This window comes from Bacteroides caecigallinarum, assembly GCF_016902295.1.
GTDB lineage: Bacteria > Bacteroidota > Bacteroidia > Bacteroidales > Bacteroidaceae > Phocaeicola > Phocaeicola caecigallinarum_A.
On the sequence record NZ_JACJLQ010000047.1, the window covers coordinates 1 to 18,913 of the forward strand.

Genomic DNA, 18,913 nt, shown 5'->3' on the forward strand with positions numbered 1-18,913 from the left:
CCTTCAGGACGTTACGGTGACGGTCTTCAAGACCGTAATCAGTATCAAGTACATCCAAGATAGGCTTGTCATACTCGTCTATCAGGACTACGGCACGACGGCCTGTCTGCTCGTGGGCTACACGAAGGACTTCCATAAAACGTCCTCCCAAATCAAGGCTGTCAGCATCCGAAACAAGGCCATACAGCCTTTCCCAATCCCGTACATAAGCATACAGGCGTTTCTCCAAAACGCCTTCCTCCAAGAAATTGGATCCATTGAAGTCCACATGAAACACAGGATGCACATTCCAGTCCTTCTCCAAACTTTCTATCTTCAGTCCCTTGAACAGTTCCTTATGTCCCAAGTAATAGTTCTTAAGCGTGGAGACAAGGAGGCTTTTACCGAAACGCCGCGGACGGCTGAGGAAATAAATACTACCCCCGTGGGTAAGACTGTATATCATGTCGGTCTTGTCGATATAGACATAACCGTCTTCGATTATACGTTCAAAACTCTGGATTCCTATTGGGTATTTCATGTTATTCAATTAATAATTAAGAATTAGAGACAAAGCCGATGCACGTTTGGAACAAAGATACGAAAACAGCTATAAAAACAAAAGGGCAAAAAGAAATTTTTGCCCTTTTGTTTTTATATATGGAAATACGTTCCAATGAAAAATATGTTACTTGCCAGCATTAAAGATAATCCGCAGTTGCGACGCCGCGCCCGCAGAACGGGTGGAGGCATGAGAAAAAAACTCAAAGGAGAAACCGCAAATTTACAGTTCGTCTGTATCCTTGTTGTTCACACCATAGCCGAAGAGGGAGAAATCGCCCATACACGGGTCGCCGGGGAATATCCCGTTAAGGGCGTCTGTTATCCTCTTGGCGTTTGTGAGCGAGAACACGGGCTTGTCCGTAAGGCCGAGAAGATGAGCCACACGGCATACGTGGGTGTCAAGAGGAATAATCAGGTCGGCGGCAGACATCCTTTTCCACACGCCGAAATCAACCGGAGAGTCCTGACGCACCATCCAGCGCAGGAACATATTGAGCTTCTTCTGAGGTGAACGGTCGGACACCTGAAGAAACGCGCACAGTTTCTGCATAGGTGTTCCGGCATATTCCAATAGCCTGTCTTCCAAAGTCTTTCCTTCGGAATATACGGAATAAAGTTTTTCAAGATAGAAACGGAAGTCGGAATGCGAAACCATCCTGTAGAAACTGCTCTTGTCGTCGGCACGGAAATCATCTCTCCATTTTCCGGAGAGTATATATTCAAGAGGCGAATGTCCCATAATTGCATCCAGCTCATCCGCCTTGCGGAGTATCATCTTGCGGTTGCCGAAACTCAGGACAGCCGTAAGCAGACCTGAAATCTCTATATTACGCTGTTCGGTATATCTGTGGGGGAACTGTACTGGATCGTCAGGAATGAACGATGCGCAATGGTAAGTGGCAGCCCACTCTTTCAATAGTTTTATAGTTTCTGTTTCCATAATTATTCTGTTTTTTTCCAATAAAAAGGCAAGGCAAAAAAAAAGGGAATCTTCCCAGACTCCCAATCTTCATTAACCTTAAATCTAATACCATGAAAAACACAGTGCAAATATACGGAGTTTATGTTATGTAACATATAAATCCTGAAAGAAAATCTACGAAATTAACTTTATTTTATTATAACCATCTTTTTAAACGTAATATAATACATAAGTTAACATTTCTCATTCTCTTTTCTACGAGATATTTCATCCCTAAGCATTGCCGCCCTCTCATAATCTTCATTATTTATAGCGGCTTCAAGATCCATCTTAAGCATATCTGTACCAACAGAATTGATAGGCATACTGAATCCGGCACCGTCCGCACTGATTATACGTATCTTTTCCCTTTCCAACAGGTCCTCAAGAACATATACCGGAAATCCCATCTTCAACGACATGGCAAAAGCATCAGTCGTACGCGAATCTACCTTAAACTGACTTCCGTCAGGACGGATAAAATATATATAGGAACTGAAAATGCCGTCACTCACATCATAGATTACAGCCTTCTCCACCAGTAAACCGGATTCTGTAATTATTGAATTAATCAAATCAAAGGTCAAAGGACGTGACGTATCATATTTATGCATGCATAATCTGATATCAGCGGCTTCGCGGGCACCAATAATCAAGGCTAAACGTCTCTTTACTTCGTATCCAAACATTTCTTCCAATATCAGCGCATGAGATGTGGAAGGCCTTAACAAGTCTGACACTCCGATTATGCGAACCTCAACTTCATTCATATACTAACTCCTTATATAACTAAATAAATCTGTTCAACTGTCAGTTTTTCAAAATCAGCTGAACTTGGATAGAACAAAATTAATAAAAAAAAAATACCTTATACCATAATCACCGCAATATTGTTGGAAATGGAACAAGAAAGTTTACACATATAAAATACAGTATTGATTTTTATTTATACATTTGTATGAAAATTATATACCATAACACAAAACAATATGGCCATAAACGGCGTTTAAAATGACAAACCATTTATAAAGATAGTTTAGTATATGAAAAATAATCACTGGTATGCGATGTATGTAAAAATGCACCACGAAAAGAAGACAGCTGAAAAACTTTATAACATGGGTATAAAAAATTTTCTGCCTTTACAGGAAAGAATAAAACAGTGGAGCGACAGAAAGAAAAAAGTAAAAGAGGTAATTATACCTATGATGATATTTATAAACACTGACGAAAAGACCAGAATAGAAATCCTGAAATCCATACCGTCGATAAACGGAACCATGATAGACAGAGCCACTCATAAACCGGCTATAATAAGAGACGAGGAAATGGAACGGTTTATGTTTATGCTTGACTATTCTGAAAATGCTGTACGATTTACGAGTGAACCTTTAAAACCGGGAGAGAAAGTTGAAGTAATAAAAGGTCCTCTGTGTGGATTGAAAGGGGAATTGATTGACATAGAAGGGAAAAGCCAGGTTTCAGTAAGACTAAACATGTTAGGATGCGCTATGGTGGAAATGCCGGCAGGATACTTAAAAAAGATAGAAAACTAACAAAAGACAAAACATATTGACATCGCTAAATCATTAAAACAGCAAAAATGAAATTTTTTCTTGCCGTTTTAATGATTTTTTCTAATTTTGCAGCCAAACTACTTTTAATATAACATTTCGGAAAAACACACCGATGTGGATAAATAACCTTACAAATAATTATTATAATGGGAAACGACTGCAAATATCTCCATCCGGAGATGGAAACAATGACGAGGGAGGAAATAGAGAGGTTGCAACTGGAAAGACTGCAAAAAACCGTAAGACACTGCATGAACTCCCCTTTCTATAAGAAAAGATTCGAAGAATACAATCTGAAACCCGAAGATATAAAATCTCTTGAAGACCTCAGAAAAATACCATTTACAACAAAACAGGACTTGCGCGACAATTATCCTTACGGACTCGCGGCGGTACCTCTCAAGGAAGTGGTGAGACTGCATTCTTCAAGCGGTACAACCGGAACACCTACTGTAATACTCCACACACAAAAAGACCTTGACGAATGGGCTAACGCCGTAGCGAGATGTTTGCACATGGTAGGACTGAGAGCCGGCGACATATTCCAGAACTCGTCGGGATACGGTATGTTCACAGGCGGACTCGGATTCCAATATGGAGCAGAGAGATTAGGTATGCTCACCGTACCTGCTGCCGCAGGAAACACCAAAAGACAGATAAAATTCATTACCGATTTCGGTACAACGGCACTGCACGCCATACCAAGCTATGCAGGACGACTGTACGAGGTAATGGAAGAAATGGGAATTGACCCCGTAAAGGATACTAAATTAAGAACACTGATTATCGGTGCGGAACCTCATTCGGAAGAGCAAAGAAAGAGAATAGAGAAAATGCTTGGAGTGAAGGCTTACAACTCGTTCGGAATGTCGGAAATGTGTGGCCCGGGAGTGGCTTTCGAATGTACGGAACAGAACGGGCTGCATATATGGGAGGACTATTACATAGTAGAAATAGTCGATCCGGAAACACTGGAACCTGTGCCTGACGGAGAAGTGGGCGAACTTGTGCTTACCACAATAAACCGCGAGGCAATGCCGCTGTTGAGATACAGGACAAGAGACCTGACAAGAATACTTCCAGGAGAATGTAAATGCGGACGCCACCACAAACGTTTAGACCGCATGAAAGGAAGAAGCGACGACATGATTATCCTGAAAGGTGTCAATATATTCCCGATACAGATAGAAACAATCCTTATGCAGTTCAAGGAACTTGGCTCTGATTATCTGATAACACTGACCAATCTTGAAGCGAACGACGAAATGACCGTAGAAGTGGAACTGAATGAATTTACCGACGATTTCGGCTCATTACAGAAACTTACAAAGGAAATTACACGTCAGCTGAAGGATGAGATTCTGATAACACCTACAGTAAGACTTGTACCTAAGGGAAGCCTGCCTAAGCAGGAAGGAAAAGCCGTGAGAGTTAAAGATTTGCGTAAAACATTAATTTAAAGACATAAACCATGACAGTACACCAACTATCAGTATTTGTAGAAAATAAATCAGGAACATTGCTCAGAGTTCTTGAACTACTGAAAGAAGCCGAAATACAACTCATCGCTTCTACTATTTCGGACACTGTGGAATACGGTATTTACAGAATTATATGCTCCGATCCGGAAAGAGCGTTCAAAACACTGAACAAGGCAGGAATCTCGGCCAATGTATCCGAGGTTTTTGCCATCACACTCGACAATTATCCGGGAAGAGCGGCCGACGCTATAAAGAGTTTCTCGGATGCGGGTATAGGAATATCTTATCTGTATTCTTTCCTGCTTTCAGGAAAAGGTATTCTTGTGTTCCGTACTGACGACTCAGAAAAGACAAGGGAAGTAATAACCAAGAACAACATGAGTTATCTGGAAGACAAGGACTTGTACAATATGGCATAAAAGCCCGAAATATCTTATTTGAAAGTAATCATCTTGTTGCTTATGAAATTTACGGCGCCATAAACGAACAGCCCGAGGAACTGGGCAAGATATTCATTGAAATGAAGTAATTCTACCAATATAAGCAGAAACACAAACTGGGCGCTGTAAGCCAAGGCAAACGCTATAAGGAAGAACAGTATCTGACGCTGGATGCTGTTCTTTTTTGTCTCTTTATCAAGAGGAAATATCCAGTACTTGCACCATAGGAAATTGTTTATCTGGGCTGCCGTGTATGCAGATATATTAGCTATCAGATAATCCAGGCCACACAAGTGCATAAGAATCCATACCACCAATGCCGCTATAATGGCATTCAGGGTTCCTACTATGATAAACCTTATGATGCGTACCGTTTCTTTCATCTACAAAAAAACAAAAATATGGCACGGAAACAGGTATAGCCGAAACACACCTATATCCGTGCCTGATTATATTTACAAAAGTATTATCAGTTCTTTTCCTTGATATCAACTATAAGGTTAAGCTCGTCAAGCTGCTTCTGGTCAAGATAGCCCGGAGCATCAAGCATAACGTCTCTTCCTGAGTTGTTCTTAGGGAACGCAATACAGTCGCGGATTGAATCCAGACCGGCAAAGAGTGATACCCAACGGTCAAGACCGTAAGCAAGACCACCGTGAGGAGGCGCACCGAACTTGAACGCGTTCATAAGGAAGCCGAACTGTTCCTGTGCCTTCTCAGGAGTGAAACCAAGTATCTCGAACATCTTTGCCTGAAGCTGTGAGTCGTGGATACGGATAGAACCACCTCCTACTTCGACACCATTGATTACCATATCGTAAGCATCAGCACGAACGGCTGCCGGGTCGGTGTCAAGAAGCGCAATGTCTTCATCCTTAGGATGAGTGAATGGGTGGTGCATAGCCATCAGACGGCCTTCTTCCTCGCTCCATTCGAACATAGGGAAATCAACGACCCAAAGGCAAGCAAATTTATTCTTATCACGCAATCCCAACTGGTTACCCATCTCAAGACGGAGTTCGCAAAGCTGCTTGCGGGTCTTCATCACGTCGTCACCACTGAGGATAAGAATGAGGTCACCAGGTTTTGCGCCGAAAGCTTCTTTCATCTTCTGCAATACTTCCTGTGAATAGAACTTGTCAACGCTTGACTTCACGTTGCCGTCAGCCTCAACACGGGCATATACCATACCTTTCGCACCAATCTGTGGACGTTTAACGAATTCTGTCAACTGGTCAAGCTGCTTGCGTGTATATGTAGCCGCACCTTCGGCACAGATACCGCCAATGTATGCAGCATTGTCGAATACAGAGAAGCCGTAGCCTTTCAGGATGTCCATCAGCTCGACGAATTTCATTCCGAAACGCAAATCAGGTTTGTCGCTACCGTAGTATTTCATTGCATCTGCCCATGGCATGCGGATAAACGGTTCAGTAAGCTCAACACCGCGTAGTTCCTTGAACAGATGTTTAGCCATTCCCTCGAACATATTGATGATGTCTTCCTGCTCAACAAAACTCATCTCGCAGTCTATCTGAGTGAACTCAGGCTGACGGTCGGCACGAAGGTCTTCGTCGCGGAAACATTTCACAATCTGGAAATAACGGTCGAAACCTGAAACCATCAACAGCTGCTTCAGTGTCTGAGGTGACTGCGGAAGCGCATAGAACTGTCCCGGGTTCATACGTGACGGAACGACAAAGTCGCGGGCACCTTCCGGAGTAGAACCGATAAGCATAGGAGTTTCCACTTCGAGGAATCCCTTGCTGTCAAGGTAGCGGCGTACTTCCATTGTCATGCGGTGACGCAATTCCAGGTTCTTGCGTACTGCAGTACGACGAAGGTCAAGGTAACGGTACTTCATACGAAGGTCGTCACCACCATCGGTATTGTCTTCGATAGTGAAAGGAGGAGTCTGAGCCGAATTCAGGATGTTAAGCTCGGAAACGATGATTTCGATATCACCTGTAGGAATATTATTGTTTTTGCTTGAACGTTCGCTCACGGTACCTTTTACCTGAATAACGAACTCACGTCCCAGATGATTAGCTTTTTCACAAAGGTCGGCATTCACATCGGTATTGAAAACCAACTGGGTGATACCATAACGGTCGCGGAGGTCAACGAATGTCATTCCTCCCATTTTGCGTGTACGCTGCACCCATCCGGCGAGCGTTACATTTTTGCCTGCATCGGCAAGTCTCAACTCGCCGCAAGTATGACTTCTAAACATATTATGAGTATTTTAATCTTTTGAACGACAAAGTTAGCACATGTTTTTGATTTATGCAATTATATTCACTTTTCAGTTTCTTCCAGCTTAGCCTTTAGACGTTCAAGAAGGAAAATCGCTCCCTGCATTTTAGGATTTTCACGGTTAATCTCCGCCTGAACAATAAGCCTTGATAAAGTATCCTTCAGATTTGGAATATATGTAGCCTTATCAAGTTGAATAGACTCGGGAATATCTCTCCCGTTAAACCATTCCAGAAGTTCGCCTAATTCTTCGCTGGTGTATATTTTAGACTGTTGTTTTGCCATATTTATTCGTTTTAATTATTCACAATACCATCAGAAAGGATAACCTACCGCAAAATGGAAAGCAAAATCGCGTGAGAAATCAGGTCTAATCAAAGGGAACCTGCCTCTTCCACTCTCCGTTGGATTAAAAGCTTTCATACCTCCGTCAAATCGCAATATAAGAAAATCCAAATCAAAACGGATACCCAAACCGTAGGATACCGCTATTTCCTTATAGAAACGGTTGAACGCAAACTTTCCAGTCGAATCGGAATATCTGTCTTTCAGTGTCCAGACATTACCTGCATCGATAAAAGCGGCTCCATTCAGTTTCCAGAACAAATGGGTTCTGTATTCCACATTCAAATCGAGCTTTATATCACCTGTATGGTTGACATAATCCAAAGAACCGGTACTTCCCTTATAACCTCCAGGTCCCAAAGAACGCACACTCCATCCTCTGACACTGTTCGCACCTCCTGAAAAATAAAGTTTCTCGAAAGGCAAACTCTTTGAATTACCGTATGGTATTGCCACTCCTGTAGCTATATGGAATACAAGGGCATTTCTGTCGTCAATCATTATATTCTTCGAATAATCAAAATCAGCCTTGACGTACTGGGCAAAACTGATATTTCCCATTCTGAACGATTCGCCATCGGACGGCCTTTTATGAACGAGTTTGGAAAATCCATACATCAGGTTTCCCGACTCCTCGATATTGAAACGTATTGAATAAGAGCTTTTCTTGGCTGTTTGCTGTGTCGTCACTCCGGCACTGTTGTATGTATATGTATAACCCAGCCTTACAATAAACAAATCTTCATAACTATACCTCAGCAACGGATTGACTTCGTCCATATAATTAAGATACTCGATAAATGTGTTCGACCTGTATGGCATATAAATATAGTTGATGTCAAGCATATCGAGTCTGTGGCTTGCCTTTCTTTTGCTGTTCCACCTGTAACTCCAAGCAGCCGAAGCAAGTGTACGTTCAAACTCGGGTCTGATTTGCCAGTTGTATTTCACACTGACTTCCGATTTCGCATTCACACCTTTCTTGAAATCCGAACTGAGAAAGGGGAACATAAATTCAGGAAAATCCAGACTACTCTCTACACCATATTCGGTATAGTTATTGTTTGCATAACCTTCAAGCCCGGTAACAGCCTCGTAAGCTCCACGTACTTTCACAGTAAAAGTCTCAGAACCCTTGAACAGATTTCGGTGTGTATATGTAATTGAAGCCGCAGCCCCCAAATCACCTGCGGAGTTTGTTCCTTCTACCTGAAACGAAAGCATCTTGTTCTTGTTTCTCGACAATGATACGAAGGCATCAAGATAGGCTGAATCATTTTCAAAATGCTCAACAAACCTTATGTTGGAGTATTTCAGAATTCCCAGTCTTGCCAATGAAGAATAAGTGGACATCACATTACGGTTTGAATACAATTCCCCCGGAACAATCCTATTGTGCGAATCAATAACCCCGGGACGCAAGAACAAATTTTCATCATAAAGAATGTTTATTCCATTGTAAGAGACAGTATCAAGTTCCATATAGTTACCATCCGGCGAATAATCATGATCCATAAGATAGTTTACATTTCTTATCTTATATTGCTGATGAAGTGAGTTTACAGAATTATCAGCAGGTCTTTCGCTTAATGCGATGTTCATGGTAAGATCTATCTGGTATGTGCCATTGACGGTATCGGCCTGGAATGTGATATAGTCCTTATTGAAACGGTAGTATCCCCTGTTCAACAAATATTGAGTAATTTTATTTCTCTCATTTTCAAGTTCGTTCACATTAAATCTCATTCCGACTTTCAGACCGCTATGTATTGAGTCATTCATGAGCAACCCTCTGATTACATAATCCTCTACATTATAGTTTAATTTCGATATTATATACGGCCTGCCAGACGATATTCTATAATATGTATCAATCTTATTTTTTCTGATTTTCTCCTCAAGATTAACCTGTGCGCCAAGATATCCCTCATTCTGTACCGCACCAAGTATCTGCATACGTGTCTCTTCGGCCACGTCCGCATCATATATCCTTGGAGCGTCGCCCATCTTCCGGAGTACACGGTTTATCCATTTTGTGGAATCTTTTCCTGAGGCACAATATATATACATGGGAAGCTTCACCAGACTGAACCATTTGGCATTAGGTTTCTGGCGGACATACGCATACATTTCAGATGATTTTATCTCCTTGTTGTCGCTGCTGACATGAACTTCGTCAAGCAAATATTTCCCTTCAGGAATAAATTTACTTACGGAACATCCTCCAAGCAAAAATGCCGCTATTATGACAGATATGTATATACGAACCAATTTCACCATTCCGACAAGTAAACATTTTATTTGCAAATGTACATAAAAAATCCACTAACACTACATATAGTAAAGTGAAATTATACTTTTATAAACCACAAGATTACAAATAATAAAAAATTCTTCTTAGCTTTGCCGACAAAACATTCCACATAATTAAATATGCTCAGTAAAAACAAGATAAAATTTATCCGTTCGCTCGAGATGAAAAAAAACAGGAAAGAGAACGGAGTGTTTCTTGCAGAAGGTAACAAACTGGTTTCAGACTTGTCTTCACATTTCAAATGCAGGCTGCTGATAGGAACTGAACAATGGATTAAATCCAATAACGTACATGCAGAAGAGACTGTCACAGTAGAAAAAGATGATTTATCGCGTGTCAGCCTGCTTAAAACTCCACAGGACGTATTGGCTGTATTCGAAATGCCTGCACATCATGTTTCATTCGACAAACCAAGAAATGAATTATGTCTGGCTCTTGACGATGTTCAGGATCCGGGTAACCTGGGAACTATCATAAGAATAGCCGACTGGTTTGGCATAAGACACATATATTGTTCTAACGGGACCGTAGATGCATTCGGACCGAAAACAGTCCAGGCCACAATGGGAGCACTGGCAAGAGTACAACTGCATTATTGCGACATCAAGAAACTGATTTCAAGCCTCGAAAATACTCCAGTGTTCGGGACTTTTCTGGATGGAGACAATATGTACAACTGTGAGCTGTCCGGCAATGGTCTCATAGTAATGGGAAATGAAGGAAACGGAATAAGCAAAGACGTATCAGAGCTTATAAACAGGAGAATACTGATACCGAACTATCCTCAAGGCAACGAAACCACAGATTCACTGAATGTTGCAGTGGCTACCGCAATAGTATGTTCTGAATTCAGAAGACGTCAGCTTTAAAAAAGCTGTACCACCCTTGTATCTTCGTGGAAACGCATTTCGGACACATTGAATAATGTAATATAATAAGCCTTAAGGGGTGCTTTATCTGCATTTACAGGTAAAACGCTCCTTATTTTTTTATCACTATCTATATATAATACAGTGGTTGAAGGGTTATGAATATTGTATTGGTTACCATTGTATAGAACAGGTACATCAGCCGAAAGTACTATTAACCCGTTAAGCCATTCTGTGAAAGGTATCTCTTCGACGAACGGATAATATGACAGTACTTCTCTTGAAATACTGTCTATCTCCACCACATTATTAACCAGCATCAAGTCAAGACGCGGAATATAAAGTCTGTGTGAAGCAAATCTTTTCATTTAAACATAATTTATCTCAGGCTGTGGAACTATTCGGTTTTCTTTATTGCGGCAGGTCTTATTATCCTATCCGACTTTCTCACCTCATCAGTTTTCACATCCCGATTTATATCTGTAGCGTCAGTCTGTCCACTTGACGGTTTGGCAGCTACAGGCGCACTTGACGAACCGTCAAAACTACCTTCTCTATAACGTACCAGACGGATGTTATTTATAAGTACAGACACATCTGCACTGTCAGGATTGCTGAAATAGACAAATCCATTAATATCTTTATATTCGTAAGCAGAATCAGGTTTCAATACCAAATGCGCATTTCCTGATTTTTCAATAACCTTAGAAATTCCTAATGTACTGTCGTTACGGAATGTAATATTTATTGAGACGATAGCCTTTGCATTATTTTTCTTATATGAAAGGAAACTATAATCAGCATCGAATACAAGGATATCTTTTTCATGGAATGTCGTATCTGCTTTCAGGTCGAACATAAGCCTGTTTGTTAGAGGCGACGATGTAAGCCAATACAAATTTCTGTCGGACCATACATCGACAGAATCACCCGAAAGAGATACTGAAATTTGCCCGCTTCGTTTGTTAAGTTCCGACTTCATCTGCTCTTCAGCCATCTCATAACGTTTCTGCAAGTTCTTGTATATGTCTGTAAGCATCTTGCCGTTTCTGGTGTACCACACCATTGACGAGTCGAATTCAGCCTCTGTCACACCATGCTTATTGAACACATAATTCTTATAAGATTCACGTTTATATCTTTCAGAATAGCTTAATTCGTCGCCCATAGTAAGAGCCAAATGATAATCGTACAGCAAATTCTCCATATCGGACGGCTGTATAATATCACGAGGAATCTGCTTTCCGCAAGACGCAACGACCAACAAAACTGCTACTAAAAACAATAAACGTAAATACTTATTCATCGTGTAATGTATATTGGTTATTTCTTTTCAGAGTGAGATAAAGAATTGAGATATTTGCTGTAGAAAATCAGCAAAGCTATGATACCACAACTAATAGAAGCATCGGCAAAATTGAATATAGGGCTGAAGAATATAAAATGTTCTCCACCAACAAAAGGCATCCAGTCCGGCCAGTAGGTATCAATAATAGGGAAATAGAACATATCCACCACTTTACCATGTAGCCAATTGGCATATCCCTCGCCTATCGGTACAAAGCTCGCTATCTGGTTTCTCGTACTTTCACTGAATATCTCACCGTAGAACACACAGTCAATGATATTGCCTATAGCTCCCGCAAGAACCAATGACAAACATACTATATAACCGTTCTTAACTTTCTTAGGCTGACGTACAAGTCTGGCAATATACCATGTAATCAATATAACCACCGCTATACGGAATATGGTAAGAAACAGTTTTGCAAATATCTCCAAACCGAAAGCCATACCATTGTTCTCAGTAAAATAAATGTAGAACCAGTCCGTTATCTTGTAATTCTGATGCAGGAACATATTTGTTTTCACCCAAATCTTAATAGCCTGATCTACAATTAGTACAACAGCCACAATAAAAGCGGCCAATTTCCCTTGCGAAAATATCTTGTTCATTTAAATACCTATTAATACCTGATAATCTGTAAAAACATAAAACACCATGGAACAGAAATTTGTTTTAAAAAATTGAGAACCGAAAAGACTTTCGATTCTCAATTAAAATAAAATAAATAAATTACTTCTTTCCTTGTTGTTTTGCTTCAATGCTTAAAGTAGCATGAGGTACTGCACGAAGACGTTCTTTCGGTATAAGCTTGCCTGTTTCACGGCAAACGCCATACGTTTTGTTTTCTATACGTACCAAAGCAGCCTGCAGATTCTGAATAAACTTAAGCTGTCGCGATGCCAGACGTGTGGTTTCTTCCTTCGACAAAGTGCTTGCACCTTCCTCCAATACCTTGTATGTAGGTGAAGTATCGTCTGTATCGTTACCATCAGCATTCATGATACTGCTTTTAAGTTTCTCATAGTCGCGTTCCGCGAGCTGAAGCTTTTCCATGATAATGGCACGGAACTCCTCGAGTTCTGCGTCAGAGTACCTTGTTTTCTCAGCCATAGTGTTTTAAGTTTAAAAATTAATAATAGTACCTGCCAGATGTTACAACACCCGGCAGATGAGAACATTTATCACTGTTTAACCACTTTCACAAACAGGGAGAAGTCGTCAAAGTTGAGTTCTGTTCCTTCGGAAACTTCATCTGCAAGTTCAAGTGAGTTTGCTAATACTTGATTGCAAATATAATTATTATATTCATTTACAGCATCATCTGTATTGGAATTTCTTGATAAAGTGATATTTATTTTATCAGTTATTTCAAATCCGCTACTTTTTCTGATGTTCTGAATACGATTTACAAGTTCGCGTGCTATACCTTCGCGCTTAAGTTCCTCTGTGATAGTCACCTCAAGAGCAACTGTAAGACGTCCTTCGTTGGCAACAAGCCATCCCGGGATATCTTCGCTGAAGATTTCAACATCAGCGGTTTCAACTACAGCTTCGCCTCCGTCAAGAGCGAATGTATATGAACCGTTCTTTTCAAGTTCCGCTATTGCTTCCTGCGACATTTCGGCTACAGCAGCGGCAACTGCCTTCATCTGTTTACCGAACTTAGGACCAAGTTTCTTGAAATCACACTTAACCTTCTTGACCAATACGCCTGACGCGCCTTCAACAAACTTGATTTCCTTAACATTCACTTCGCTAAGAATCAAATCCTTCACTGCTTCGATGTGACGTTTCTGTTCTTCGTCAACTACAGGAACCATGATACACTGCAGCGGCTGACGTACCTTGATATTAACCTTACGGCGAAGCGCAAGAACCATTGAAGTGACATCCTGTGCCATCTGCATACGTGCTTCGAGTTCCTTGTTTACAAGATTTTCGTCTGCTACAGGGAACTTGGCAAGGTGTACAGAAACTACATTGTCACGTCCTGTCACTTTTACAAGGTCCATATACAGACGGTCTGCATAGAACGGAGCTATAGGAGCCATCAGTTTTGCTACTGTCTCAAGACATACATACAATGTCTGATAAGCGGAAAGCTTGTCTGCAGACATTGAGCTTCCCCAGAAACGCTTACGGTTCAGACGTACGTACCAGTTACTCAAGTTGTCGTTCACGAAGTCTGTAATCAGACGACCTGCCTTGGTTGGTTCATAATCATTATAGCAAGCATCAACATCCTTTATCAATGAGTTGAGCAATGACAATATCCATCTGTCGATTTCAGGACGTTCTTCCATAGGAACATCTTTCTCGGCATAGCAGAATCCGTCAACATTTGCATAAAGCGCAAAGAATGAATATGTATTGTAAAGCGTTCCGAAGAATTTACGTCTTACTTCGTCCACACCTTCAGTATCGAACTTCAAGTTATCCCACGGTGAGGCATTTGTAATCATATACCAGCGCAACGGGTCGGAACCGAACTTCTCAATTGTAGCAAACGGATCGACTGCGTTACCAAGACGCTTGGACATCTTGTTTCCGTTCTTGTCGAGCACAAGACCGTTTGAAATTACATTCTTGTAAGCCACACTGTCGAACACCATAGTAGCGATTGCATGAAGAGTAAAGAACCATCCACGAGTCTGGTCAACACCTTCGGCAATGAAATCGGCAGGATAGTAAGAACGGTTGTCCACTATTTCCTTGTTCTCGAACGGATAGTGAAGCTGTGCGTATGGCATAGCACCCGAATCGAACCAAACGTCGATAAGGTCTGACTCACGTTTCATAGGCTTGCCGCTTTCAGAAACAAGAATGATGTCGTCAACGTAAGGACGGTGCAAATCTATCTTATCGTAGTTTTCCTTGCTGTACTGTCCTGGAACGAAACCAAGCTTCTTATATGGATTTTCTGTCATGAAGCCAGCAGCTACAGACTTTTCGATCTCATTATAAAGTTCTTCTACAGAGCCGATACACAATTCTTCGCCTTCGTCGTTACGCCAGATAGGAAGCGGAGTACCCCAATAGCGCGAACGGCTCAAGTTCCAGTCATTCAGGTTTTCAAGCCATTTGCCGAAACGTCCTGTACCTGTAGATTCCGGTTTCCAGTTGATAGTTTTGTTCAGTTCTATCATGCGGTCCTTGGCTGCAGTAGAACGGATGAACCAACTGTCCAACGGATAGTAAAGCACCGGTTTGTCTGTACGCCAGCAGTGAGGATAGTTGTGTACATGCTTTTCAATCTTGAATGCCTGATTGTTCTGCTTCATCATCATGCAGATATAGATGTCAAGCGATTCGGCAGCCTGAGCGGCCTTTTCATCATACTTGCCGTCAACAGTGAACTGAGGGTCGTATGCATTCTTAACCCAACGTCCCTGATATTCTTTATAAGCATCTACATTCACACATTCCTTAACGAAAGTTTCATCAAGTTCGTCCAACAGATAGAACTTACCTGTCAGGTCAACCATTGGGCGAGTCTCGCCTTTTTTGTTAATCATGAACAGTGAAGGGATTCCTGCAGCGCGAGCCACATTGGCGTCATCAGCACCGAATGTAGGAGCGATATGTACGATACCGGTACCGTCTTCAGTTGTTACATAATCACCAGGGATTACGCGGAATGCCTTGGCAGAAGCCTCAACCCATCCATCAGATGTAGCCTCAACAGGCTTAACCCATGGGATAAGCTGTTCATATTCCATACCAACAAGGTCAGTACCTTTGTACTCGCCTACCACCTTGAACGGTATAAGTTTGTCGCCCGGCTTATAGTCTTCAAGAGCTATTTCTTCTGCTTTTTTGTTGAAATGAGTGTAAAGAAGAGCCTTTGCCAGAACTACAGTCATCTTCTCGCCTGTATAACCGTTGTAAGTCTGAACAGCCACGTAGTCAATCTTCGGACCAACGCAAAGAGCTGTGTTTGAAGGCAATGTCCAAGGAGTAGTAGTCCATGCAATGAAGTAAGGAGTACCCCACTGGGCCATCTCAGGTTTTGGGTTCTTCATCTTGAACTGTCCTACGACAGTTGTATCCTTCACGTCACGGTAGCAACCAGGCTGGTTAAGCTCGTGTGAGCTAAGTCCTGTACCTGCAGCAGGAGAATATGGCTGGATAGTATAACCTTTATAAAGCAAACCTTTTCCGTAAAGCTGTTTCAGGAGCCACCACAAGGTTTCGATGTAACGGTTGTCGTATGTGATATAAGGATTTTCAAGGTCCACCCAGTAACCCATCTTGTGAGTCAGGTCAGTCCATTCCTTAGTAAATTTCATGACGTCAGTACGGCAATGATGATTATATTCTGCCACAGAGATAGTCTTACCGATATCCTCCTTAGTGATTCCAAGAGCCTTTTCCACTCCAAGCTCAACAGGAAGTCCGTGAGTATCCCATCCAGCCTTACGCTTTACCTGAAATCCTTTCATGGTTTTGAAACGACAGAACGTATCCTTTATTGTACGGGCCATAACGTGGTGAATACCAGGCATACCGTTAGCCGAAGGAGGACCTTCATAGAATACATACGAAGGATAACCTTCACGTTCAGTCATACTCTTTGAGAATACATCGTTCTCATCCCATTTCTTCAGCACCTCTTTGTTCACATCAGAGAGGTTGAGCTGAGAATATTCAGTAAATTTACTACTCATAGTTTTATGTCGTTTATCTAATTATCTTATATTTTGGCATATAGCCTCCCTAAATTTAGGCTGCAAATTTATAAGAAAAAATAGAGAATTAAAAGAAAACTTACTAAGTTTAAGATTTTCAAATAAAAAAAGCACCGGCATACCTGCCGAAATCACAGGTACACCGATGCTTTATAAATACACCTTTTATAACCTTTTATTATTTATTTCTTGCTTCAGCAATATAGCCCAAAGCTTCAGCACACTTGTCTGTAACGTAAGCCCAATCTTCTGCAGCGACTTTGTCTTTAGGGAAGAGTTTAGAGCCCATACCTACGCAAAATACGCCAGCCTTAACCCATGCGGTAAGGTTTTCTTTAGATGGTTCCACACCACCTGTAACCATAATCTTAGACCATGGCATTGGAGCCATCATGCCCTTAACAAAGTTAGGACCGTAAACATCGCCAGGGAATACCTTACACAAGTCGCAGCCAAGTTCCTGAGCGAAACCTACTTCAGAAACAGTACCGCAACCTGGAGTGTAAGCTACAAGACGACGGTTACATATCTTAGCAATTTCAGGGTTGAACAATGGGCCTACAACGAAGCAGGCACCAAGCTGAATATAAAGAGCCGCTGTAGCAGGATCAACTACTGAACCTACACCCATTGCCATTTCAGGACATTCCTTAGCAGCGAATTTCACAACTTCAGCGAATACTTCGTGAGCAAAGTCACCACGGTTTGTAAACTCGAAAGCACGAACACCACCGTCATAACATGCCTTTACTACTTTCTTTGCCACTTCTACATCCTTGTGATAGAACACAGGAACCATACCGGTAGAACCAATCTTGTTCAATACCGCAACTTTATCGAATTTTGCCATTTTGAATTTTCTTTTTAAATGATTAGACTATTAACGCTGTACACGACCGCTTGCGTCACCACCTGCAAGAGCTTCAACTTCTTCAGCAGAAACAAGGTTGAAGTCGCCGTTGATAGTATGCTTCAAGGCAGAAGCCGCAACCGCAAATTCAAGAGCCGCACCCTGGTTAGGTTTAGTAAGCAATCCGTGGATAATACCACCAGAGAATGAGTCACCACCACCAACACGGTCGATGATAGGATCGATGTCGTAACGTTTTGAAGTATAGAACTCTTCGCCATTGTAAATCATTGCTTTCCAGCCGTTGTGAGTTGCAGAGAATGATTCGCGGAGAGTAGAGATTACATATTTGAATCCGAATTCCTTAGCCATAGCTGTAAAGATACCTTTGTAGCCATCAGCATCTGTCTTACCGCCTTCAACGTCAGCGTCCGGTTTAAATCCGAGACAAAGTTCTGCATCTTCCTCGTTACCGATGCATACATCGACAAACTGCATCAAAGGACGCATGATAGACTGAGCTTTTTCCTTAGTCCAAAGTTTTTTACGGAAATTTAGGTCAACAGAAACTGTTACACCGTGACGTTTAGCAGCCTCGCAAGCAAGTTTTGTAAGTTCGGCAGCCTTGTCAGAGATAGCAGGAGTGATACCAGACCAGTGGAACCAGTCAGCACCTTCCATGATAGCATCGAAGTCGAAATCACATGGGTCAGCTTCAGCAATAGCAGAATGAGCACGGTCGTATATAACCTTACTTGGACGCATGGAAGCACCGGTTTCAAGATAGTAGATACCTACACGGTCGCCACCACGGGTAATGTAATCAGTCTTTACACCATATTTGCGAAGTGCGTTTACAGCAGACTGTCCGATTTCATGCTTAGGAAGCTTAGTCACGAAATAAGCGTCGTGTCCGTAGTTGGCACAGCTTACAGCTACATTAGCCTCGCCACCACCATAAACTACATCGAAAGAATCAGACTGAACGAAACGAGTATTACCCGGAGTGGATAATCTCAACATAATTTCTCCAAGTGTAACAATTTTTGCCATAACAAAATATTTTTATTAAAATAGATTTATTAAGTAAGTGATCTAAAATATTTTTATATTCAGCATAAATTATTAATATTACCCGTTGGCGGAATTAAATTAGCGCATATTTAACTTTGCCAATGGGTTTGTTGTTTTTATAGTTGATGTATTGTAGGATTGTAAGTGCGCTAATCTTCCCTATAATT

General features: G+C 41.5%; 18 protein-coding genes. 4 read left to right on the forward strand and 14 right to left on the reverse strand.

Translation table 11 applies throughout. The annotated features are described in order from the left end of the window. From H6A27_RS12615 to H6A27_RS12625, 3 genes are all read right to left on the reverse strand, one after another. On the reverse strand, positions 1–520 hold a 520-nt coding region (locus H6A27_RS12615), incomplete at its 3' end, for an AAA family ATPase (RefSeq protein ID WP_204508920.1). A gap of 243 nt (positions 521–763) precedes the next feature. Further along, the gene (locus tag H6A27_RS12620; RefSeq protein ID WP_204508921.1) at positions 764–1,483 is read right to left on the reverse strand and encodes a TIGR02757 family protein; all 720 of its coding nucleotides are present in this window, start codon (positions 1,481–1,483) and stop codon (positions 764–766) included. 215 nt (positions 1,484–1,698) lie between these two features. Further along, on the reverse strand, positions 1,699–2,274 hold the full coding sequence (locus H6A27_RS12625; protein WP_204401209.1) for a bifunctional nuclease family protein: 576 nt from the start codon (positions 2,272–2,274) through the stop codon (positions 1,699–1,701). 273 nt (positions 2,275–2,547) lie between these two features. Here H6A27_RS12625 and H6A27_RS12630 point away from each other — a divergent pair, with 273 nt between their 5' ends. The 3 genes from H6A27_RS12630 (at position 2,548) to H6A27_RS12640 (ending at position 4,981) form a co-directional block, all read left to right on the forward strand. Then, entirely contained in the window at positions 2,548–3,060 is a 513-nt protein-coding gene (locus tag H6A27_RS12630; RefSeq protein ID WP_204401211.1) for a UpxY family transcription antiterminator, read from the forward strand. A 167-nt stretch (positions 3,061–3,227) separates the two neighbouring features. After that, complete coding sequence (locus H6A27_RS12635) at positions 3,228–4,541, forward strand: phenylacetate--CoA ligase family protein (protein ID WP_204401213.1); 1,314 nt, start codon at positions 3,228–3,230, stop codon at positions 4,539–4,541. Positions 4,542–4,552: 11 nt separating this feature from the next. Beyond that, the gene (locus H6A27_RS12640; RefSeq protein ID WP_204401215.1) at positions 4,553–4,981 is read left to right on the forward strand and encodes an amino acid-binding protein; all 429 of its coding nucleotides are present in this window, start codon (positions 4,553–4,555) and stop codon (positions 4,979–4,981) included. A gap of 14 nt (positions 4,982–4,995) precedes the next feature. Here the strand turns inward: H6A27_RS12640 and H6A27_RS12645 are convergent, their stop codons facing one another. The 4 genes from H6A27_RS12645 to tamL all read right to left on the reverse strand — a co-directional run bounded on the left by H6A27_RS12645 (position 4,996) and on the right by tamL (position 9,883). Then, positions 4,996–5,385, reverse strand: a complete 390-nt coding sequence (locus tag H6A27_RS12645) for a GtrA family protein (protein ID WP_204401217.1) — start codon at positions 5,383–5,385, stop codon at positions 4,996–4,998. 86 nt (positions 5,386–5,471) lie between these two features. After that, positions 5,472–7,235 (reverse strand): aspartate--tRNA ligase, encoded by a 1,764-nt coding sequence (aspS, locus tag H6A27_RS12650; protein ID WP_204508922.1) that lies wholly within the window; start codon positions 7,233–7,235, stop codon positions 5,472–5,474. 65 nt (positions 7,236–7,300) lie between these two features. Beyond that, positions 7,301–7,543, reverse strand: a complete 243-nt coding sequence (locus H6A27_RS12655; protein WP_204401221.1) for a DUF6965 family protein — start codon at positions 7,541–7,543, stop codon at positions 7,301–7,303. A gap of 30 nt (positions 7,544–7,573) precedes the next feature. Continuing rightward, positions 7,574–9,883, reverse strand: coding sequence for a translocation and assembly module lipoprotein TamL (gene tamL, locus H6A27_RS12660; RefSeq protein WP_204508923.1), 2,310 nt, complete (start codon positions 9,881–9,883; stop codon positions 7,574–7,576). Between the two features lie 153 nt (positions 9,884–10,036). On the opposite strand from tamL, the gene H6A27_RS12665 reads away from it, so the two are divergent. Next, a complete protein-coding gene (locus H6A27_RS12665) occupies positions 10,037–10,786 on the forward strand; it encodes a TrmH family RNA methyltransferase (protein ID WP_204508924.1) in 750 nt (249 codons plus the stop codon). Here H6A27_RS12665 and H6A27_RS12670 read toward each other — a convergent pair. The 7 genes from H6A27_RS12670 to H6A27_RS12700 all read right to left on the reverse strand — a co-directional run bounded on the left by H6A27_RS12670 (position 10,783) and on the right by H6A27_RS12700 (position 18,725). Then, positions 10,783–11,154, reverse strand: a complete 372-nt coding sequence (locus H6A27_RS12670; protein ID WP_204401227.1) for a hypothetical protein — start codon at positions 11,152–11,154, stop codon at positions 10,783–10,785. The two genes, H6A27_RS12665 and H6A27_RS12670, sit on opposite strands and share 4 nt — an antisense overlap. A gap of 29 nt (positions 11,155–11,183) precedes the next feature. Beyond that, positions 11,184–12,092 carry a DUF4296 domain-containing protein gene (locus tag H6A27_RS12675; RefSeq protein ID WP_204508925.1) on the reverse strand — a complete coding sequence of 303 codons (909 nt, stop codon included), beginning with the start codon at positions 12,090–12,092 and terminating at the stop codon, positions 11,184–11,186. A gap of 17 nt (positions 12,093–12,109) precedes the next feature. After that, positions 12,110–12,742 carry a lipoprotein signal peptidase gene (locus H6A27_RS12680; RefSeq protein WP_204401231.1) on the reverse strand — a complete coding sequence of 211 codons (633 nt, stop codon included), beginning with the start codon at positions 12,740–12,742 and terminating at the stop codon, positions 12,110–12,112. 121 nt (positions 12,743–12,863) lie between these two features. Continuing rightward, entirely contained in the window at positions 12,864–13,244 is a 381-nt protein-coding gene (locus H6A27_RS12685; RefSeq protein WP_204508926.1) for a TraR/DksA family transcriptional regulator, read from the reverse strand. A gap of 71 nt (positions 13,245–13,315) precedes the next feature. Continuing rightward, positions 13,316–16,801 (reverse strand): isoleucine--tRNA ligase, encoded by a 3,486-nt coding sequence (gene ileS / locus H6A27_RS12690; RefSeq protein ID WP_204508927.1) that lies wholly within the window; start codon positions 16,799–16,801, stop codon positions 13,316–13,318. Positions 16,802–17,000: 199 nt separating this feature from the next. Continuing rightward, positions 17,001–17,672, reverse strand: a complete 672-nt coding sequence (locus tag H6A27_RS12695) for a bifunctional 4-hydroxy-2-oxoglutarate aldolase/2-dehydro-3-deoxy-phosphogluconate aldolase (protein WP_204508928.1) — start codon at positions 17,670–17,672, stop codon at positions 17,001–17,003. Between the two features lie 30 nt (positions 17,673–17,702). Then, positions 17,703–18,725 carry a sugar kinase gene (locus tag H6A27_RS12700; protein WP_204508929.1) on the reverse strand — a complete coding sequence of 341 codons (1,023 nt, stop codon included), beginning with the start codon at positions 18,723–18,725 and terminating at the stop codon, positions 17,703–17,705. Between the last annotated feature and the right edge of the window lie 188 nt (positions 18,726–18,913).

Coding starts and splice junctions, on each gene's coding strand:
- H6A27_RS12620 (WP_204508921.1), bottom strand. CDS start 1,483: ATGGAAACAGAAACTATAAAACTATTGAAAGAGTGGGCTGCCACTTAC.
- H6A27_RS12625 (WP_204401209.1), bottom strand. CDS start 2,274: ATGAATGAAGTTGAGGTTCGCATAATCGGAGTGTCAGACTTGTTAAGG.
- H6A27_RS12630 (WP_204401211.1), top strand. CDS start 2,548: ATGAAAAATAATCACTGGTATGCGATGTATGTAAAAATGCACCACGAA.
- H6A27_RS12635 (WP_204401213.1), top strand. CDS start 3,228: ATGGGAAACGACTGCAAATATCTCCATCCGGAGATGGAAACAATGACG.
- H6A27_RS12640 (WP_204401215.1), top strand. CDS start 4,553: ATGACAGTACACCAACTATCAGTATTTGTAGAAAATAAATCAGGAACA.
- H6A27_RS12645 (WP_204401217.1), bottom strand. CDS start 5,385: ATGAAAGAAACGGTACGCATCATAAGGTTTATCATAGTAGGAACCCTG.
- aspS (WP_204508922.1), bottom strand. CDS start 7,235: ATGTTTAGAAGTCATACTTGCGGCGAGTTGAGACTTGCCGATGCAGGC.
- H6A27_RS12655 (WP_204401221.1), bottom strand. CDS start 7,543: ATGGCAAAACAACAGTCTAAAATATACACCAGCGAAGAATTAGGCGAA.
- tamL (WP_204508923.1), bottom strand. CDS start 9,883: ATGGTGAAATTGGTTCGTATATACATATCTGTCATAATAGCGGCATTT.
- H6A27_RS12665 (WP_204508924.1), top strand. CDS start 10,037: ATGCTCAGTAAAAACAAGATAAAATTTATCCGTTCGCTCGAGATGAAA.
- H6A27_RS12670 (WP_204401227.1), bottom strand. CDS start 11,154: ATGAAAAGATTTGCTTCACACAGACTTTATATTCCGCGTCTTGACTTG.
- H6A27_RS12675 (WP_204508925.1), bottom strand. CDS start 12,092: ATGAATAAGTATTTACGTTTATTGTTTTTAGTAGCAGTTTTGTTGGTC.
- H6A27_RS12680 (WP_204401231.1), bottom strand. CDS start 12,742: ATGAACAAGATATTTTCGCAAGGGAAATTGGCCGCTTTTATTGTGGCT.
- H6A27_RS12685 (WP_204508926.1), bottom strand. CDS start 13,244: ATGGCTGAGAAAACAAGGTACTCTGACGCAGAACTCGAGGAGTTCCGT.
- ileS (WP_204508927.1), bottom strand. CDS start 16,801: ATGAGTAGTAAATTTACTGAATATTCTCAGCTCAACCTCTCTGATGTG.
- H6A27_RS12695 (WP_204508928.1), bottom strand. CDS start 17,672: ATGGCAAAATTCGATAAAGTTGCGGTATTGAACAAGATTGGTTCTACC.
- H6A27_RS12700 (WP_204508929.1), bottom strand. CDS start 18,725: ATGGCAAAAATTGTTACACTTGGAGAAATTATGTTGAGATTATCCACT.